The sequence below is a fragment of the Streptomyces sp. NPDC048671 genome, assembly GCF_055587045.1.
On sequence record NZ_JBVJHB010000011.1, the window covers coordinates 159,474 to 177,736 of the forward strand.

An 18,263-nucleotide genomic window follows, 5' to 3' on the forward strand; every position below is an offset into this window, starting at 1 on the left:
CTCGTTTGGATCAGGCTGGATCAGGGAGCGGGGGCCACGAGTTCGGTGCGCAGCCGCCGCAGGGCCGCTTCGGGGATGCGCAGCCCGTCGCGCACATAGCCGTCGAGCCCTCCCCACCGCTCGTCCATGGCGTCCAGCGCCGTGTCGAGGTAGCGGGGGCGGACCTCGATGATCGCGGACGCGATCTCCGGGTCGCCGCCGGCGTCGAGAAAGTTCTGTACGTACGGCCGGAAGGCGACCCGCACCACCGGGTTCACCGCGAGGTACTCGATCCTCACCACGTCCCGCGAGGCGCCCAGCAGAAGCAGCAGCAGGGCCGCCGCCCAGCCCGTGCGGTCCTTGCCCGCGGTGCAGTGGAAGAGCACCGGGCACGCCGCCCCGTCGGCGACCGTGTCGACGAAGGCCCGGTACGCGGCCCCGGCGCGCGGCGAGAGCACCATCTGCCGGTACGTCTCCGCGAACATCTCCTCGGCCTTTCCGTCGCCGAGGAGCCGCTCCGCCTCGACCGTGTCGGAGAGCAGGGCCCGGAGCCGGGCGGGCGCCACGCCCGGGTTGTCCCCGAGCACATCGGCGACGAACAGCCGGGCCCCGGGCGGCAGCCGGTCGGGGGCCGACGCGCGCTCCTCCGCGGTCCGCAGATCGACGACCGTGCGGATTCCGAGCGCAGCCACCGCGGCGTCGTCCGCCGGCTCCAGCCCGCTGAGCTGGCCGGAGCGCATCACCCGGCCGGGCCGGACCTGACGGCCGCGTTCCAGGGCGATGCCGCCCAGGTCACGCAGATTGAGTACGGAGACTGCCGGGACGGCCCTGACGGTTTGCACGATGAACTTCCTCTTTTCCCGACACGTATCCGAATTGATTTCGGCCTGGCCGGATCAAAAGTCGCATGAGGTCGGGATATCGACGAAGGAAAACGCCGGGGATGATCGATCAGGCACGCCGGTACACAGGGAGGAGAAGGTGGGGCGCCACCGTTGCCTCGCCGTCCTGCGCTCGGTGAGGCTGCACGGGGACGGAAAAGGGGCTGGAGCCGAATCGCGGCAGGGTCCGCATTCCGCACGCATGTCATATCCGGCGCCCCGGCCGGTCGAATACACACACCGGGACCGGCCTTCGGTCACTCCGACGCACACGTCCGTGACCGGCGGTCGGGGAATGTGTGCACCGGTTCCGCCGGGGCGGCCGCCCTCATTCCGCCAGAAGTCTGTTCTTCTGCGCCGCGAACTCGGCGTCCGTGAGGATGCCCTGCTTCTTCAGCGCGCCCAGTCGCTCCAGCTGACTGATCAGATCATCCGGAGCCGGCTCGGCGGCCTGCTCCGCGTCCCGCTCGTCGGACTTCGCCTGTCGGCGCTGCTGGACCCGGCCGCTGACCGCCGAGGCGGTGCCCGCGACGACGGCCGTGCGCGCCGCCACGCCGAGCAGGCCGGGCCCGCGGCGGTTCATTCCGGCTCCTCGAAAAATCGGCATGTCGTACGCCCTTCCGGTGCGGGTGCGGCTTCAGCGGACGGAACCGGCGGCGGACACGGCCGCCTCCGCCACCTCGGCGGGGACCCGCTCATGCGCGACGAGCTGTCCGCCCGACGCGCGGACGGCCTCGGTGAGTGGTACCGCCCAGAGGTCCTCCCACACGATCAGCGCCGCGGAGCTCCCCGGTGGCACGCTCTCGCCCAGCTGCCGGATGTCGTCCTCGTTCAGCATCCCGGTGACCTCACCCTCGACCGGCTCGAACGAGACGAGGTCGTCGGGGTCGAGGTCGTCCAGCTCGACGGTCTCGATCGTGCCGTCGTCGGCCCGGTACACAAAGGTCAGGTCGATGATGCGCACCGCCTTCGACGCGACCGCGTCGGCCAGCGCCGGGGCGATCGCACCGGTGAACCGGCTGCCGGGGAAGGCGACGACGAGGTACTCCACAGGTCCCACTGCCACGGGGTGTCCTCTCCGGAAGGATGGATTGCCAGCAGCATAACTTCGGTCATTTGGTGGCGCACTGTGGCAAATCGCCCGTCGACACCTGCGATCGAGGCGCCGGGCGAATCACCCTCCAGGGGATTACTCGACAGTACGTAAAGGATCAAGCGCGTGGGGAGAGGGCAAGGTCACAGCCGGCGCCTCTGCTGCCTGTCTGAGACCTGCCCTAGCATCTGGGCATGACGGTCCTGCCTGCTGACGGGCTTTCGTTGGCCGCCGAATTCCCTGACCCCGCCCATGAGCAGTGGCAGAGCCTCGTCGAGGGTGTGCTGCGCAAGTCGGGCAAGGACGTTTCGGGTTCGGCCGCCGAGGAAGCGCTGTCCACCACGGTGGAGGACGGGCTCATCACCCGCCCCCTCTACACCTCGCGCGACGACGCGCCCGAAACCGGCCTCCCGGGCTTCGCCCCCTTCACCCGCGGCAGCAAGCCCGAGGGAAGCACGGCGGGCGGCTGGGGCGTTCGGCAGCGTCACGGCACACCGGATCCCGCCCGGCTCAACGAGGCCGTGCTCGCGGATCTGGAGAACGGTGTCACCTCGTTGTGGCTGACCGTGGGGGACTCCGGCGGTGGTGTGCCGGTCTCCGGTCTCGCACGGGCGCTGGACGGTGTCCATCTCGACCTGGCTCCGGTCGTGCTCGACGCGGGGGACGAACTCGACGCCGCGGCGACGGAGTTGCTGCGCCTGTACGCGGAGCGGGGCCTGTCACCGCAGTCGGCGCGCGGCAGCCTCGGCGCGGACCCGCTGGGGCAGGCGGCCCGCAGCGGCGCCGCACCGGACCTGACGGCCGCGGTCCACTGGGCGCGGCGCTGCGCCCGTGAGTATCCCGGGCTGCGGGCACTGACCGTGGACGCCATGCCGTACCACGAGGCCGGCGGCTCGGCCGCCCAGGAGCTGGGCAGTTCGCTGGCCACCGGGGTCGCCTACCTGCGGGCGCTGACCGAGGCGGGGCTCGGTGTCGAGGAGGCCTGCGCGCAGCTGGAGTTCCGGTACGCGGCCACCGCCGACCAGTTCCTGACGATCGCCAAACTGCGGGCAGCGCGCCGGCTGTGGGCGCGGGTCGCCGAGGTCTGCGGCGCCGCGGAGGCGGGGGCGCAGCGTCAGCACGCCGTGACGTCGCCGGTGATGATGACGCGGCGCGATCCGTGGGTGAACATGCTCCGGACCACGCTGGCCTGTCTGGGCGCGGGCGTCGGCGGGGCCGATGCGGTGACCGTGCTGCCGTTCGATCACGCGCTGGGCCTGCCGGACGCGTTCGCGCGGCGCATCGCCCGTAACACGTCGACGATCCTGGTGGAGGAGTCGCATCTGGCCCGGGTCATCGATCCGGCCGGCGGCTCCTGGTACGTGGAGCGGCTCACCGACGAACTCGCGGACGCCGCTTGGGCGTTCTTCCAGGAGATCGAGCGGGCGGGAGGCCAGGCGGCCGCGCTGGACTCCGGAATGCTCGCGGAGCGGCTGGCGGCCACCTGGGCGGCGCGGAAGAAGAACCTGGCGCGGCGCAAGGAGCCGATCACCGGTGTGAGCGAGTTCCCGCAGCTCGCCGAGCGGGTGGTGGAGCGTGAGGCCGTGCCGTCGGCCGTGGCGCCGGGCGGTCTGCCGGTGGTCCGCCGCGACGAGGCGTTCGAGGAGCTGCGTGCCCGCTCGGACGCCCATCTGGCGGCGACCGGCCGCCGGCCGCGGGTGTTCCTGGCCGCGCTCGGCCCCGCCGCCGCGCACACCGTCCGGGCCTCGTTCGCCGCGAACCTCTTCCAGGCGGGCGGTATCGAGCCGGTCCACGAACCGGTGGAGGTGGACGCCTCGTCGGCGGGCGCGGCGTTCGCGGCCGCCGGGACGGACGTGGCGTGTCTGTGCTCCAGTGACGCGCTCTACGCGGAGCAGGCCGGCGAGGTGGCCGGGGCGCTCGTGTCTGCGGGTGCGCGGCGGGTGTACCTGGCAGGGCGTCCGGGCGATTACGCCGGTGTCGACGAGTACGTCTTCGCCGGCTGCGATGTGGTGGCCGTGCTCTCCTCCGTTCTCGACCGTATGGGTGTGGCGTAATGCGGATCCCCGACTTCTCCGACATCGAGCTCGGTCCTGGCGGCGGCGCCGAGGTGACCGAGGACCAGTGGCGTGCGGCGGTGAAGGAGTCCTCCGGGAGCTCCGCCGGCGACCTGCTGTGGGAGACCCCGGAAGGCATCGCGGTCAAGCCGCTGTACAGCGGGCAGGACCTGGAGGGTCTCGACTTCCTCGGTACGTACCCGGGCATCGCACCGTATCTGCGCGGCCCCTACCCGACGATGTACGTCAACCAGCCCTGGACGATCCGGCAGTACGCGGGGTTCTCCACCGCCGAGGAGTCCAACGCCTTCTACCGCCGCAACCTCGCGGCCGGGCAGAAGGGGCTGTCCGTCGCCTTCGACCTGCCGACCCACCGGGGCTACGACAGCGACCACCCGCGGGTGACCGGCGACGTCGGCATGGCGGGGGTGGCGATCGACTCGATCTACGACATGCGTCAGCTGTTCGAGGGCATCCCGCTGGACAGGATGTCGGTGTCGATGACGATGAACGGCGCGGTGCTCCCCGTGCTCGCGCTGTACATCGTGGCCGCCGAGGAGCAGGGCGTGCCGCCGGAGAAGCTGGCCGGGACCATTCAGAACGACATTCTGAAGGAGTTCATGGTCCGTAACACCTACATCTATCCGCCGAAGCCCTCGATGCGGATCATCTCCGACATCTTCGCGTTCACCTCGCAGCGGATGCCGCGCTACAACTCGATCTCCATCTCCGGCTATCACATCCAGGAGGCCGGGGCCACGGCCGATCTGGAGCTCGCGTACACCCTGGCCGACGGGGTCGAGTACCTGCGGGCCGGGCGGGACACCGGGCTGGATGTGGACGCGTTCGCGCCTCGGCTGTCGTTCTTCTGGGCGATCGGCATGAACTTCTTCATGGAGATCGCGAAGTTGCGGGCGGCCCGGCTGCTGTGGGCCAAGCTGGTCCGGGAGTTCGAGCCGAAGAATCCCAAATCCCTTTCGCTGCGCACCCATTCGCAGACCTCGGGCTGGTCGCTGACCGCGCAGGACGTCTTCAACAACGTCACCAGGACCTGCGTGGAGGCGATGGCCGCCACCCAGGGGCACACCCAGTCGCTGCACACGAACGCGCTCGACGAGGCACTCGCCCTGCCCACCGACTTCTCCGCGCGCATCGCCCGTAACACCCAGCTGCTGCTCCAGCAGGAGTCCGGCACCGGCCGGGTCATCGACCCGTGGGGCGGCAGCGCGTACGTGGAGAAGCTGACGTACGACCTGGCGCGGCGGGCCTGGCAGCACATCGAGGAGGTCGAGGCGGCGGGCGGCATGGCCAAGGCCATCGACGCCGGCATCCCCAAGCTGCGCATCGAGGAGGCCGCGGCCCGCACCCAGGCGCGGATCGACTCCGGGCGCCAGCCGGTCATCGGCGTCAACAAGTACCGGGTCGAGACCGACGAGAAGATCGATGTGCTCAAGGTCGACAACTCCTCGGTGCGCACCCAGCAGATCGAGAAGCTGCGGCGGCTGCGCGAGGAGCGCGACGAGCGGGCCTGCCAGGACGCTCTGCGCGCGCTGACCGACGCGGCGGGCCGGGAGCCGGGCCCCGGGCTCGAGGGCAATCTGCTGGCGCTGGCCGTCGACGCCGCGCGGGCGATGGCCACCGTGGGCGAGATCTCGGACGCGCTGGAGAAGGTGTACGGCCGGCACTCGGGCCAGATCCGTACGATCTCCGGTGTGTACCGCAACGAGGCAGGGGAATCGCCGTCCGTGGACCGCACCCGCGCGCTGGTCGACGCGTTCGAGGAGGCGGAGGGGCGGCGCCCGCGCATCCTGGTCGCCAAGATGGGCCAGGACGGGCACGACCGCGGGCAGAAGGTGATCGCGACCGCCTTCGCCGACCTGGGCTTCGACGTGGATGTCGGCCCGCTGTTCCAGACGCCGGGCGAGGTCGCCCGGCAGGCGGTCGAGGCGGACGTGCACATCGTGGGCGTCTCGTCACTGGCCGCCGGCCATCTCACCCTGGTACCGGCGCTCCGCGAGGAGCTGGCGGCCGAGGGCCGGGAGGACATCATGATCGTGGTGGGCGGGGTGATTCCGCCGCAGGACATCGAGGCCCTGCACGAGGCGGGCGCGGCGGCGGTGTTCCCGCCAGGGACGGTGATCCCGGACGCGGCCCACGACCTGGTGACGCGGCTCGGTGCCTCACTCGGTCACGAGCTGTGAGCCGCTGAACCCATGGCCCCGAAGATCGATCTCAACAGCTATGCGAAGGGGGTACTCGACGGGAGGCGGGCGCACATCGCGCGCGCCATCACGCTCGTCGAGTCCACCCGGCCCGACCACCGGGCCCTGGCCCAGCAGCTGCTGCGCGAGCTCCTGCCGCACTCCGGCAGCGCCCGCCGCATCGGCATCAGCGGGGTGCCCGGGGTCGGCAAGTCGACGTTCATCGACGCCCTCGGCACGATGCTCACCGGGCTCGGGCACCGGGTCGCGGTGCTGGCCGTCGACCCGTCCTCCAGCCGTACCGGCGGCTCCATCCTGGGCGACAAGACCCGGATGGAGCGGCTCGCGGTGGACCCGGCGGCGTTCGTACGCCCCTCCCCCACCGCCGGCACGCTGGGCGGGGTGGCGAAGGCGACCCGGGAGTCCATCGTGGTGATGGAGGCGGCGGGGTACGACGTGGTGCTGGTGGAGACGGTCGGGGTCGGCCAGTCGGAGACGGCGGTCGCCAATATGGTCGACACGTTTCTGCTGCTGACGCTGGCCCGCACCGGCGACCAGTTGCAGGGCATCAAGAAGGGCGTGCTGGAGCTCGCCGACGCCATCGCGGTCAACAAGGCCGACGGACCGCACGAACGCGACGCCCGCTCCGCCGCGCGCGAACTGGCGGGCGCGCTGCGGCTGATGCACGCGGCGGACGCGGCCTGGACCCCACCGGTGCTGACGTGCAGTGCGCGCGAGGGGAGCGGCCTCGACACCCTGTGGGAGCGGCTGGAACAGCACCGGACACTGCTCGAATCGACCGGCCGGCTGGCGGCCAAACGACGCGATCAGCAGGTCGACTGGACCTGGACGATGGTGCGCGAGGAGCTGCTGGAGAGCCTGCGCAGCCATCCCGGGGTGCGTGCGCTCGCTCCGGAACTCGAACTGCGGGTACGGGAGGGCACCCTGCCGGCCACGCTGGCCGCCGAGCAGATCCTTAAGACGTTCCGGGGCCCGGGGCCGACGGTCTGACCACGCCTCCGGGGCCGGGGCCCCGGAGCGCGCGACCGCCTCCCGCTCCCCCACGCCGACGGGGTGATCCACTACCACGGCTGCCGTCCGTGCCCGGCAGCCGTGGTACATTGCCATTGGTACTTGTGTACGCCCAGAGATTCGGGCGCCGGTACCGGTTCATTTTTCATCACGCTGATGCGCCCGTTCATTGCGACCGGCGATCCAGCTTCACCGCATTGTTTTCCTCAGTCCGGTACGGGCTCTCCCACCGGGCTTTCCTGCCCGTCGTCCGGGGCGTGAGATCTCCGCCCCCGTATCTGCCGGGCCCCTTCATTCGCATGTCCGCGAAAGGACCACCCCCGCATGACCACCACACTCGAACACCCCGTCACCACCAAGCCCGCCGCCTCCACGGCCGCGGCCGGCGTCCTCGACATCACCCACCAGGGGCACGGCGCCCTGCGCCCCGCCGACGGGCACGCCACCCCCCGCGACGTCCAGGTCCCCGCCGCGCTCATCCGCCGGCACGGCCTGCGCAAGGGCGATTCGGTCGAGGGGACCTGCGACCGGCCCCGCGCGCTGAGCACCGTCGAGCGCGTCAACGGCCTTCCCCCGGCGGCCCTTCGGGCCCGTCCGCACTTCCGTGACCTCACCCCGCTCCACCCCCGGCAGCGGCTGCGCCTGGAAACACCCTCGGGCAGCCCCTCGACGCGTGTCGTCGATCTCGTCGCCCCGATCGGCAAGGGACAGCGCGGGCTCATCGTGGCCCCGCCCAGGACCGGCAAGACGGTCCTGCTCCAGCAGATCGCGGCCTCGGTCGCCGAGAACCACCCCGAGTGCCACCTGATGGTGGTGCTGCTCGACGAGCGTCCCGAGGAGGTCACCGACATGCTGCGCTCGGTACGGGGCGAGGTCTACGCCTCGACCTTCGACCGCCCCGCCAAGGAGCACATCGCGCTGGCGGAGCTCGCGCTCGAACGCGCCAAGCGGCTGGTCGAGCAGGGCCGGGACGTCGTCATCCTGCTGGACTCCCTCACCCGGCTGTGCCGGGCCCACAACAACGCGGCCGCGGCCGGCGGCCGCACCCTCAGCGGCGGTGTCGACGCCGCGGCCCTGCTCGGACCCAAGCGCCTCTTCGGGGCCGCGCGGCTCACCGAGGAGGGCGGCTCCCTGACCATTCTGGCCACGGCGCTCGTGGACACCGGCTCCCGAGCCGACGAGTACTTCTTCGAGGAGCTGAAGGGCACCGGCAACATGGAACTGCGGCTCGACCGCACCCTGGCCGAGAAGCGGATCCACCCGGCCGTGAACATCTCGGCCTCCGGAACCCGCCGCGACGAACTCCTCGTACCGGCCGAAGAACTGACCGCCGTACGCGGCCTGCGGCGCGCCCTGCACTCCAGGGACGCGCAGACCTCGCTCGAAACGCTGCTGGACCGGATCCGGCACACCCCGGACAACGCGGCCTTCCTCAAGCTGATCCGCAGTACCGTTCCGGCCGCCTGAGCGCCGGCCGGACGTCGTGCGAGCCGGCACAGGCGGCGGGGCGTCACATCCGGGTGTTCAGCGAGGCGGTGTGCTCGCGGACCTGCTCGGGCGTGAGATAGCTGTCGGTGTATTCGAAGTCGCGCAGGGTGGCGGGCTTGCGGGACTGGAATCCGGTGCGGACGAAGTCGTCGCCCGCGGCCGCGTTGATCAGCCAGTTGGCCATGACCCTCGCCTTGGCCACGTTGGTCCGCAGTGCCGTCCAGTGGTAGCCGCGGGCCACGGCCTGGGCGCCGATGCCGTGCATCTCGATGCCGAGCGGCTTGGAGACGGCGTCCTTGCCACCGAGGTCCACGACGAGCCCGAGGTCCCTGTGGACGTACGGCTGGAGGGGCTGGTTGCGGAGGGTCGCCAGGAGGTTGTCGGCGGCCTTGCGGCCCTGGCGCATGGCGTGCTGCGCGGTGGGCGGGCAGACCGCGCCGTCGCCCTTGACCAGATCGGGTACGGCCGCCGCGTCACCGAGGGCGAACATGCCGTCGTGGCCGGGCAGGCTCATCTCGGGGGTGACCGCCAGCCGGCCGCGTACCGTCTCCGCGTCGAAGGTGGCGACCAGCGGGCTGGCGGTGACGCCCGCCGTCCAGATCAGGGTCCGGCAGGGCAGCACCCGGCCGTCCGTGAAGGTCACCTTGTCGGGGCCCGCCTCGGCGATCGAGACACCCAGGGACACCTCGATCCCGCGGTCGCGCAGCACCTTCAGCGCGCTCTGCCCGAGCTTGTCGCCCAGTTCGGGCATGAGCTTCGGAGCGATGTCGATCAGGTGCCACTTGATCAGCTTCGGGTCGAGCCGGGGGTAGTGCCGCAGCGCGTTGGTGGTGAGCCGCTGCAGACAGGCCGCGGTCTCGGTGCCCGCGTACCCGCCGCCGACCACCACGAACTGCAGCCGCGAGGCCCGCTCCTGCTCGTCGTGGCTGGCGTCCGCGAGATCGAGCTGCGCGATGACGTGATCGCGTACGAAGGCTGCCTCCGCCAGGGTCTTCATGCCCCGGGCGTTGTCGAGCAGCCCGGGGATGTCGAAGGTGCGGGTGACGCTGCCCGGACTGAGCACGACGTAGTCGTACGGCTCGTTGACGACCTCGTCGGTGATCTTGCGGATGACACAGATCTTCGCCATCGGGTCCACTCCGATGGCCCCGCCGGGAATGATCCTGGTGCGGTGCCGGCTGCTGCGGCGCAGGGACACCGCGACCGACTGCGGGGTGAGGACACCCGAGGCCACTTGAGGCAGCAGGGGCAGGTAGAGCTGGTACGAGAACGGCGCCACGAGCGCGATGTCCGCCTCACCCGGACGGAGCCGGCGCTCCAGACGGCGTACGCACTCGACCCCGGCAAAACCGGCTCCGACAACGAGAATCCTGGGTCGTGCCACAGTGTTCGTCCCTTCTCGGGGTCTGCACGGTCGTCCGTTCGCCTGCCCCGTCACACGCGCCCGTCACCTCTCATCTTCACGAGACGGGGGCGACTTCGCCTGCTGGGGCGGCAGAACGGACGACCGGTGATCACCTGACGAGGTACGTCACCACGGTGCAGGCGCCGCCGGCCGTGCCCAGGCAGACCACGGCGACGGCGACGCAGCGCGCCCTGAGCGTGCGGTACCGCCGGCTGTACTCGCCGCGCAGTTCGGTGGCGCGGGCGCAGACGCGGACCAGCATCACCCGCGAGGCCTCGGCGCGGTCAGCCACGTAGATCCGTTCCACGTCCTCGCGCTGGGCGGTGGTGAGCCAGGGCAGCTCGTCGGTGAAGCGGCGGGCGAACCGTCTCGCCTCCTCGATCTCGGCGTTCCACAGCAGATAGCCCTCCATCTGGGCCAGCCCGCGGGCGCTGTCCTTGTCGGGGTCGTGGCCCATCCGGTCCTCCTCTCCTCCGGCCGCTCCGCTCACGCCCGCCTGTCCCCGTGGGCCGTCACCGAGCGGCCGCCGTGGTTGGCGGCCTCGTCGAGCTCACGCACGGACGGGTGGTGGAGGTCGAACGCCGGGGACTCGGAACGGATCCGCGGCAGCGTGACGAAGTTGTGCCGAGGCGGCGGGCAGGACGTGGCCCACTCCAGCGAGCGTCCGTAGCCCCACGGGTCGTCGACCCCGACGTTCTCGCCGTACTTGGCCGTCTTCCAGACGTTGTACAGGAACGGCAGCATCGACAGGCCGAGCAGGAACGAGGAGATCGACGAGATCGTGTTCAGCGCGGTGAAGCCGTCCGCCGCGAGGTAGTCCGCGTAGCGGCGCGGCATGCCCTCGGCGCCCAGCCAGTGCTGCACCAGGAACGTGCCGTGGAAGCCCACGAACAGCGTCCAGAAGGTGATCTTGCCGAGCCGCTCGTCCAGCATCTTGCCGGTGAACTTCGGCCACCAGAAGTGGAACCCGGCGAACATCGCGAAGACCACGGTGCCGAAGACCACGTAGTGGAAGTGCGCCACGACGAAGTACGAGTCCGAGACGTGGAAGTCCATCGGCGGCGACGCGAGGAGCACCCCGGTCAGTCCGCCGAAGAGGAACGTCACGAGAAAGCCGATGGACCAGAGCATCGGTGTCTCGAAGGACAGCGAGCCCTTCCACATCGTGCCGATCCAGTTGAAGAACTTCACCCCGGTCGGCACCGCGATGAGGAACGACATGAACGAGAAGAACGGCAGCAGTACACCGCCGGTGACGAACATGTGGTGGGCCCACACGGTCACGGACAGACCCGCGATGGCGATCGTCGCGCCGACCAGACCGATGTAGCCGAAGACCGGCTTCCGGCTGAAGACCGGAATGATCTCGGTGACGATCCCGAAGAACGGGAGCGCGATGATGTAGACCTCCGGATGGCCGAAGAACCAGAAGAGGTGCTGCCAGAGCAGCGCGCCGCCGTTGGCCGCGTCGAAGACGTGCGCGCCCAACTTGCGGTCCGCCTCCAGCGCCAGGAGCGCACCGGCGAGGACCGGGAAGGCCATCAGGACCAGGACAGCGGTCAGCAGGACGTTCCAGACGAAGATCGGCATGCGGAACATCGTCATGCCGGGTGCGCGCATGCAGACGATCGTGGTGATGAAGTTGACCGAACCGAGGATCGTGCCGAATCCGGAGAGGGCCAGACCCATGATCCACATGTCGGGGCCGATGCCCGGCGAGTGGACCGCGTTCGTCAGCGGGGAGTAGGCGAACCAGCCGAAGTCGGCCGCTCCGTCAGGGGTGAGGAAGGCGCCCACCGCGATGACCGAGCCGAAGAGGTAGAGCCAGTACGCGAACATGTTCAGCCGCGGGAACGCCACGTCGGGTGCGCCGATCTGCAGCGGCATGATCCAGTTGGTGAACCCGGCGAACAGCGGTGTCGCGAACATCAGCAGCATGATCGTGCCGTGCATCGTGAACGCCTGGTTGAACTGCTCGTGCGACATGATCTGCGTGCCCGGACGGGCCAGCTCGGCGCGCATGAAGAGCGCGAGCAGACCGCCGATGAGGAAGAACGCGAACGAGGTGACCAGGTACATCGTGCCGATCGTCTTGTGGTCAGTGGTGGTCATCCACTTGATGACGATGTTTCCCGGCTCTCTGCTGTGTACCGGAAGCTCGTTGGCGTACGCCTCGTCGTCCTCCGCCGTCCCTGTTGTGCCCGTCGTCGTCACTGGGACGCTCCTTCGGTTGTCTTCCGCGGGTGGACTGCACACCCGGCGTGGCGCCGCCTCCACCGGGGTCGGCCGAACGGCCCTCCCCGCACGTCGCGCGAGTTTCCGGTTGCAGCAAACCAGCCGGGTGGCCGCCTGGGGTGGCCCTGCGCCCGCCGTGGCGCGACATTCACTCGTCAGGGCGTCCCCGGACGAGCGCCTCCGCCTCCCCCGTCCGCTCCTGGAAACAGCTCCGCCCCGGCTCGACGGTGTGTCGGCCGGGGCGGAGCGGTGAAGAGGCGGTAGGGGTGGGGGAAGGGGCGTGCCCCCTCCCCCGTCCACCGGTCGGATCAGGCGAGGCTCGCGATCGCCTGGTTGAACGTCGCCGACGGGCGCATGACGGCCGAGGCCTTGGCCGGGTCGGGCTGGTAGTAGCCGCCGATGTCCACCGGCTTGCCCTGGACCGCGACCAGCTCACCGACGATGGTCTGCTCCTGCTCGGCCAGCGTCTTGGCGAGCGGCGCGAAGGCCTCGGCGAGCTTGGCGTCGGCGGTCTGCCGGGCCAGCTCCTGGGCCCAGTACAGCGCCAGGTAGAAGTGGCTGCCGCGGTTGTCGATGCCGCCGAGCCTGCGGCTGGGCGACTTGTCCTCGTTCAGGAACGTGGCGGTCGCACGGTCCAGGGTGTCCGCGAGGACCTGGGCGCCGGCGTTGTCCGTGGTCTGCGCGAGGTGCTCGAAGCTGACGGCGAGGGCGAGGAACTCGCCCAGGCTGTCCCAGCGCAGGTAGTTCTCCTTGACGAGCTGCTGCACGTGCTTGGGCGCGGAGCCGCCGGCGCCCGTCTCGAACAGACCGCCGCCGTTCATCAGCGGGACGACGGAGAGCATCTTCGCGCTGGTGCCCAGCTCAAGGATGGGGAACAGGTCGGTCAGGTAGTCACGCAGCACGTTGCCGGTGACCGAGATGGTGTCCTCGCCGCGGCGGATGCGCTCCAGGGAGAACGCGGTGGCCTTCACCGGGGACATGATCTCGATCCGGAGACCGTCGGTGTCGTGCTCGGCCAGGTAGGTCTTGACCTTCTCGATGAGCTTGGCGTCGTGCGCCCGGTCCTCGTCGAGCCAGAACACGGCCGGGTCGCCGGTCGCGCGGGCGCGGGTGACGGCGAGCTTCACCCAGTCCTGGATGGGCAGGTCCTTGGCCTGGCACATGCGGAAGATGTCACCGGCGCCGACGACCTGCTCCAGGACGGCGTCGCCGTTGCCGTCGACGACCCGCACCGTGCCGGTGGCGGGGACCTCGAAGGTCTTGTCGTGGCTGCCGTACTCCTCGGCCTTCTGCGCCATCAGACCGACGTTGGACACCGAGCCCATCGTGGCCGGGTCGTAGGCGCCGTTGGCGCGGCAGTCGTCGATGACGACCTGGTAGACGCCCGAGTAGCTGCTGTCGGGCAGCACGGCGAGGGTGTCGGCCTCCTCGCCGTCCGGGCCCCACATGTGACCGGAGGTGCGGATCATGGCCGGCATCGACGCGTCCACGATGACGTCGCTGGGCACGTGCAGGTTGGTGATGCCCTTGTCGGAGTCGACCATCGCCAGGGCGGGGCCCTCGGCGAGCTCGGCCTCGAACGAGGCCTTGATCTCGGCACCGATGTGAGGCACCGAGTCCAGGCCCTTGAGGATCCCGCCGAGGCCGTCGTTCGGGGTCAGGCCGGCGGCGATGAGCGCCTCGCCGTACTTGGCGAACGTGTTCGGGAAGAAGGCACGGACCACGTGGCCGAAGATGATCGGGTCGGAGACCTTCATCATGGTGGCCTTGAGGTGCACCGAGAACAGCACGTCCTCGGCCTTGGCCCGCGCGACCTGCTCGGTGAAGAACTCGCGCAGCGCGGCGACGCGCATGACGGCGGCGTCCACGACCTCGCCCGCGAGCACCGGTACGGACTCACGGAGCACGGTGGTGGTGCCGTCGTCGCCCACCAGCTCGATGCGCAGCGAACCCGCGTCCGCGATCACCACGGACTTCTCGGTGGAGCGGAAGTCGTCGGCGTCCATGGTCGCGACGTTCGTCTTCGAGTCGGCCGTCCAGGCGCCCATGCGGTGCGGGTGCGCCTTGGCGTAGTTCTTGACCGACGCGGGGGCGCGGCGGTCGGAGTTGCCCTCGCGCAGGACGGGGTTGACCGCACTGCCCTTGATCTTGTCGTAACGCGCGCGGGCGTCCTTGTCCTCGTCGGACTTCGGGTCGTCCGGGTAGTCCGGCAGCGCGTAGCCCTGCGCCTGGAGCTCGGCGATCGCGGTCTTCAGCTGCGGGATCGAGGCCGAGACGTTCGGCAGCTTGATGATGTTGGCCCCGGGAGTCGTGGCCAGCTCGCCGAGCTCGGCGAGCGCGTCCTCGACGCGCTGGTTCTCCTGGAGGCGGTCGGGGAAACTGGCGATGATCCGGCCCGCCAGGGAGATGTCACGGCTCTCCACGGTGACCCCGGCCTTCGAGGCGTAGGCCTCGACCACCGGCAGGAACGAATACGTCGCCAGGGCCGGGGCCTCGTCGGTGTGTGTATAGATGATGGTCGAGTCAGTCACCCTGTGCTCCGCTCCACGTCTGCAACATTGCTTGACATCAAGATATCTCGTGACCGCCGCTGCCTCGACAGGGCCCTGCCCCGCACGGGCCGGAACCCGCCCACCGCACCGCGGTCCGGTGGGCGGACGAGCCGGCCGCCGCGCTTTGCCATTGATTTGCCGTACGGCCGCGGTCCTGGCAGCGTGCGGCGCTATGAGCGCGGAATTCGAACACGACGAGCCGCAGGCGCGGGCGGTACGGCTGCGCGAGCGGAAGGACCCGCAGGCGCACCAGCAGCTGCTGGCCCTGGCGGCGAGGTATCCGCAGGACGCGGCGATCGCCTATCAGACCGCCTGGTCGCACGATTCCCTCGGCCTGGAGGCACAGGCCGTGCCGTTCTACGAGCGTGCGCTGGCGGGTCCGGGGCTCGCGGCCGAGGACCGCCACGGGGCTTTCCTCGGCCTCGGCAGCACGCTGCGGGTGCTGGGCCGTTACGAGGCGGCGCGCGGGGTGCTCCGCCGCGGTCTGGAGGAGTTCGCGCACGACGCCTCGTTGCTGACCTTCCTGGCGATGACTCTGTACAACCTCGGCGACTCCCGCGAAGCCGTGCGGACGCTTCTCGGGGTCACGGCGGCCACCAGTGCGGACGACCGGGTCCAGGCGTACCGCCCCGCGATCGAGTACTACGCCGACCGTCTGGACGAGACGGAGTAGAGCCCCTCAGGGCCGCCCCTGCGCCGGGACCTCCTCGCCCGCCGGCACCGGTCCCGGCGGGGTGCCGTCACCGAAGGGCCGGCCGCCCAGCTGCTCCCGGTGGTGCGGGGTCAGCCAGCCCGACAGGTCGGGGCCGGCGGGCACGATGCCGGTGGGGTTGATGCCCGTGTGGACGCGGTAGTAGTGCTGTTTGATGTGGTGGAAGTCGACCGTGTCACCGAAGCCGGGGGTCTGGTAGAGGTCCCTGCTGTAGCCCCACAGGACCGGGTCCTCGGCCAGCTTCGAGCGGTTGCACTTGAAGTGCCCGTGGTAGACGGCGTCGAAGCGCACCAGTGTGGTGAAGAGCCGGATGTCGGCCTCGGTGATCGTGTCTCCGACGAGGTAGCGCCGGTCCGCGAGGCGCTCCGACACCAGGTCCAGGCGGCGGAACAGATCCCCGTACGCGGCCTCGTACTCGTCCTGCCCGGTCGCGAACCCGGCCCGGTACACGCCGTTGTTGACGTCGCGGTAGATGCCCTCCATGACCTCGTCGATCTCCTCGCGCAGCGGCTCGGGGTAGAGGTCGGGCGCCCCCGGCCGGTGCAGCGCGGTCCATTCGGTCGCGAGGTCCAGGGTGATCCGCTGGTAGTCGTTGGTGACGAGCTTGCCGCTGGGGACGTCGACGACGGCGGGGACGCTGACCCCGCCGGGGTACCCGCGTTCCCGCGCGTCGTACGCCTCGCCGAGGTACTTGATGCCGAGCACCGGGTCGCGGTCGCCCTCGTCCAGCGTGAAGCGCCAGCTGCGGTCGTCCTGCAGCGGATCGGTGACGGCGAGCGAGAGGGCGCTCTCCAGGCCGAGCAGCCGGCGGGAGACCAGGGCGCGGCTCGCCCATGGGCAGGCGCGGCTGACGACCAGGCGGTAGCGGCCGGCCTCGACGGGCCAGCCGTCGCGGCCGTCGGCGGTGATCCGGTCGGCGAAATGGCTCCTGGACCGCTTGAAGGGTTTGTGGCCGTACTCCGTGTTGCCGTCCGGTTCGGTGCGGGCGGGGTCGTTCATCGCGTTTCTCCCTACGACGGGGCCTCAAGGCGGGCGGACTGCTGTGTACGGCTTCTGCCCCGACGTGCGCCGCCCACGTCGGCCAGCGCCACGATCAGTCCGGCCACCACGAAGGCGACGGAGACGACCAGCCCGCGGTCGTAGGCGCTGGACCAGCCGGCGGAGCCCATCTGGGCGAAGAAGACCGAGCCGACGGCGGCGATCCCGATCGCGGAACCGACGCGCTGCCCGGTCTGGAGGGTGCCGCCGGCGCTCCCCGCGGTGGCCACCGGCACCTGGGACAGGGTCAGGGTCTGGTTGGGCGCGATGACCAGGCCGCTGCCCAGTCCGGCCAGCAGCAGCGGGGCCGCCATCGCCCAGCCGGCACCCCTGCCGGGCACCAGATGGACGGCGAGCGCGGTGGCCCCGAGTCCGACCGCCACGGTCGTCATGCCGATGACGACGAGGGGGCGCCCGTACCGGCCGACCAGCCTGCCGCCGGGGCCGGCCGCGGCGGCGGACCCGAGGGCGAAGGGCGTGATCGCGAGACCTGCCATCAGGGCGGTGTAGTGCAGCCCGCTCTGCAGGTAGAGCGTGGTGATGAAGAAGATCGAGGTGAATCCGGCGAAGTACAGCAGGATCAGCAGACAGCCCAGCCAGTAGGAGCGGACGCGGAACAGCGAGAGGTTCACCACCGGCTGGGTGCCGCGGCGGCCGCACCGGGACTCCCAGGCAACGAAGGCGGTGAGCAGCGCCGCGGCCGCTAGCAGGAGCAGCCATTTCCCGTCGCCCCGCCACTGCTGCGCCTGGACGAAGGGCAGCAGCAGCGCCAGCACCCCCGCGCCCAGCAGCACGATCCCGAGGGGATCGAGGTCCCGCAGCCGCACGGGGCCCGCGGACGGGGTGTCCGGCAGCAGCCTGCGGGCCAGCAGAAGGCAGACGGCTCCGAGCGGCAGGTTGACGTAGAACACCCAGCGCCAGCCCTCCTCGGCGCCGGCCGCCTGGATCAGCAGGCCCCCCAGCAGCGGGCCGACGGCGGTGGAGGTGCCGACCACCGTGCCGAACATGCCGAAGGCCCGGCCCCGTTCGCGCCCCGAGAACATCTGCTGGATGAGCGCGGAGATCTGGGGCGACACCAGCCCGCCGGCCAGGCCCTGGATCAGTCGGGCGATCACCAGCCAGAGGCTGGACTGGGCGGCTCCGCAGGCCGCGGACGCCAGTGTGAAGAGCACCAGCCCGGCCATGAAGACCTCGCGGCGCCCGCGCGCGTCACCGAGCCGCCCGGCGGGAATCAGGAACAGCCCGAAGGCGAGGGCGTACCCGGACAGCACCCACTGCAGGTCGGACTCCGGGGTGTGCAGGCCCTCCCGGATGGACGGCAGCGCGACGTTGACGATCGACACGTCCAACAGCGTCATGAAGCCCGCGACCAGGCATACCGCGAGTGCCCGCCACCGCCGGGGGTCGGGTGCGTCCGGCCCGGCGGCGGACTCCGCACCCCGCCCCGCGGAACCCCGGTACGCCGCACTCTCTGCCATGGCTCGCACACTAGGTCGCACGCCCCGATTCCTCATCCCGGCAGGGCCACCCGGCCGTGCGCCGCGCGCTACATTGGCGCGGGTCGCCGGTATGCGGACGGTGTTACGGGCAGGA

14 protein-coding genes are annotated in these 18,263 nt (G+C 70.7%); 5 read left to right on the plus strand and 9 right to left on the minus strand.

The features are described 5' to 3' along the window. Window positions 1–20: 20 nt before the first annotated feature. From ACZ6S6_RS23465 to ACZ6S6_RS23475, 3 genes are all read right to left on the minus strand, one after another. Window positions 21–821, minus strand: coding sequence for a tyrosine-protein phosphatase (locus ACZ6S6_RS23465; RefSeq protein ID WP_469706826.1), 801 nt, complete (start codon window positions 819–821; stop codon window positions 21–23). A gap of 367 nt (window positions 822–1,188) precedes the next feature. Beyond that, a complete protein-coding gene (locus ACZ6S6_RS23470) occupies window positions 1,189–1,443 on the minus strand; it encodes an SHOCT domain-containing protein (protein WP_362959129.1) in 255 nt (84 codons plus the stop codon). Between the two features lie 54 nt (window positions 1,444–1,497). Then, on the minus strand, window positions 1,498–1,926 hold the full coding sequence (locus ACZ6S6_RS23475) for a DUF6325 family protein (protein ID WP_469706827.1): 429 nt from the start codon (window positions 1,924–1,926) through the stop codon (window positions 1,498–1,500). A gap of 221 nt (window positions 1,927–2,147) precedes the next feature. On the opposite strand from ACZ6S6_RS23475, the gene mutA reads away from it, so the two are divergent. The 4 genes from mutA to rho all read left to right on the plus strand — a co-directional run bounded on the left by mutA (window position 2,148) and on the right by rho (window position 8,707). Then, complete coding sequence (mutA, locus tag ACZ6S6_RS23480; RefSeq protein WP_362959126.1) at window positions 2,148–4,007, plus strand: methylmalonyl-CoA mutase small subunit; 1,860 nt, start codon at window positions 2,148–2,150, stop codon at window positions 4,005–4,007. Continuing rightward, complete coding sequence (scpA, locus tag ACZ6S6_RS23485; protein WP_469706828.1) at window positions 4,007–6,208, plus strand: methylmalonyl-CoA mutase; 2,202 nt, start codon at window positions 4,007–4,009, stop codon at window positions 6,206–6,208. The genes mutA and scpA overlap by 1 nt, the downstream gene beginning before the upstream one ends. 12 nt (window positions 6,209–6,220) lie before the next feature. Further along, complete coding sequence (gene meaB, locus ACZ6S6_RS23490; RefSeq protein WP_362959121.1) at window positions 6,221–7,219, plus strand: methylmalonyl Co-A mutase-associated GTPase MeaB; 999 nt, start codon at window positions 6,221–6,223, stop codon at window positions 7,217–7,219. Between the two features lie 345 nt (window positions 7,220–7,564). Beyond that, window positions 7,565–8,707, plus strand: coding sequence for a transcription termination factor Rho (gene rho / locus ACZ6S6_RS23495; protein WP_469706829.1), 1,143 nt, complete (start codon window positions 7,565–7,567; stop codon window positions 8,705–8,707). 43 nt (window positions 8,708–8,750) lie between these two features. Here rho and ACZ6S6_RS23500 read toward each other — a convergent pair whose 3' ends face one another. The 4 genes from ACZ6S6_RS23500 to ACZ6S6_RS23515 form a co-directional block, all read right to left on the minus strand. Then, window positions 8,751–10,112 (minus strand): NAD(P)/FAD-dependent oxidoreductase, encoded by a 1,362-nt coding sequence (locus ACZ6S6_RS23500; RefSeq protein ID WP_362959115.1) that lies wholly within the window; start codon window positions 10,110–10,112, stop codon window positions 8,751–8,753. Window positions 10,113–10,242: 130 nt separating this feature from the next. Then, on the minus strand, window positions 10,243–10,590 hold the full coding sequence (locus ACZ6S6_RS23505; RefSeq protein ID WP_469706830.1) for a hypothetical protein: 348 nt from the start codon (window positions 10,588–10,590) through the stop codon (window positions 10,243–10,245). 29 nt (window positions 10,591–10,619) lie between these two features. Then, the gene (gene ctaD / locus ACZ6S6_RS23510) at window positions 10,620–12,347 is read right to left on the minus strand and encodes an aa3-type cytochrome oxidase subunit I (protein WP_362959112.1); all 1,728 of its coding nucleotides are present in this window, start codon (window positions 12,345–12,347) and stop codon (window positions 10,620–10,622) included. A gap of 329 nt (window positions 12,348–12,676) precedes the next feature. Continuing rightward, a complete protein-coding gene (locus ACZ6S6_RS23515; RefSeq protein ID WP_469706831.1) occupies window positions 12,677–14,899 on the minus strand; it encodes an NADP-dependent isocitrate dehydrogenase in 2,223 nt (740 codons plus the stop codon). Window positions 14,900–15,092: 193 nt separating this feature from the next. Here ACZ6S6_RS23515 and ACZ6S6_RS23520 point away from each other — a divergent pair, with 193 nt between their 5' ends. Beyond that, a complete protein-coding gene (locus ACZ6S6_RS23520) occupies window positions 15,093–15,593 on the plus strand; it encodes a tetratricopeptide repeat protein (RefSeq protein WP_362959107.1) in 501 nt (166 codons plus the stop codon). A gap of 6 nt (window positions 15,594–15,599) precedes the next feature. Here the strand turns inward: ACZ6S6_RS23520 and ACZ6S6_RS23525 are convergent, their stop codons facing one another. Continuing rightward, window positions 15,600–16,631, minus strand: a complete 1,032-nt coding sequence (locus ACZ6S6_RS23525) for a glutathione S-transferase family protein (RefSeq protein ID WP_469706832.1) — start codon at window positions 16,629–16,631, stop codon at window positions 15,600–15,602. Window positions 16,632–16,642: 11 nt separating this feature from the next. Beyond that, window positions 16,643–18,148: an MFS transporter gene (locus tag ACZ6S6_RS23530; protein WP_469706833.1), complete on the minus strand. Its 1,506-nt coding sequence runs from the start codon at window positions 18,146–18,148 to the stop codon at window positions 16,643–16,645. Window positions 18,149–18,263: the final 115 nt, after the last annotated feature.

Excerpts from the sequence above, each read along its gene's own strand:
- ACZ6S6_RS23470 (WP_362959129.1), bottom strand. The coding sequence starts at position 1,443 with ATGAACCGCCGCGGGCCCGGCCTGCTCGGCGTGGCGGCGCGCACGGCC.
- mutA (WP_362959126.1), top strand. The coding sequence starts at position 2,148 with ATGACGGTCCTGCCTGCTGACGGGCTTTCGTTGGCCGCCGAATTCCCT.
- scpA (WP_469706828.1), top strand. The coding sequence starts at position 4,007 with ATGCGGATCCCCGACTTCTCCGACATCGAGCTCGGTCCTGGCGGCGGC.
- meaB (WP_362959121.1), top strand. The coding sequence starts at position 6,221 with ATGGCCCCGAAGATCGATCTCAACAGCTATGCGAAGGGGGTACTCGAC.
- rho (WP_469706829.1), top strand. The coding sequence starts at position 7,565 with ATGACCACCACACTCGAACACCCCGTCACCACCAAGCCCGCCGCCTCC.
- ACZ6S6_RS23505 (WP_469706830.1), bottom strand. The coding sequence starts at position 10,590 with ATGGGCCACGACCCCGACAAGGACAGCGCCCGCGGGCTGGCCCAGATG.
- ACZ6S6_RS23520 (WP_362959107.1), top strand. The coding sequence starts at position 15,093 with ATGAGCGCGGAATTCGAACACGACGAGCCGCAGGCGCGGGCGGTACGG.
- ACZ6S6_RS23525 (WP_469706832.1), bottom strand. The coding sequence starts at position 16,631 with ATGAACGACCCCGCCCGCACCGAACCGGACGGCAACACGGAGTACGGC.
- ACZ6S6_RS23530 (WP_469706833.1), bottom strand. The coding sequence starts at position 18,148 with ATGGCAGAGAGTGCGGCGTACCGGGGTTCCGCGGGGCGGGGTGCGGAG.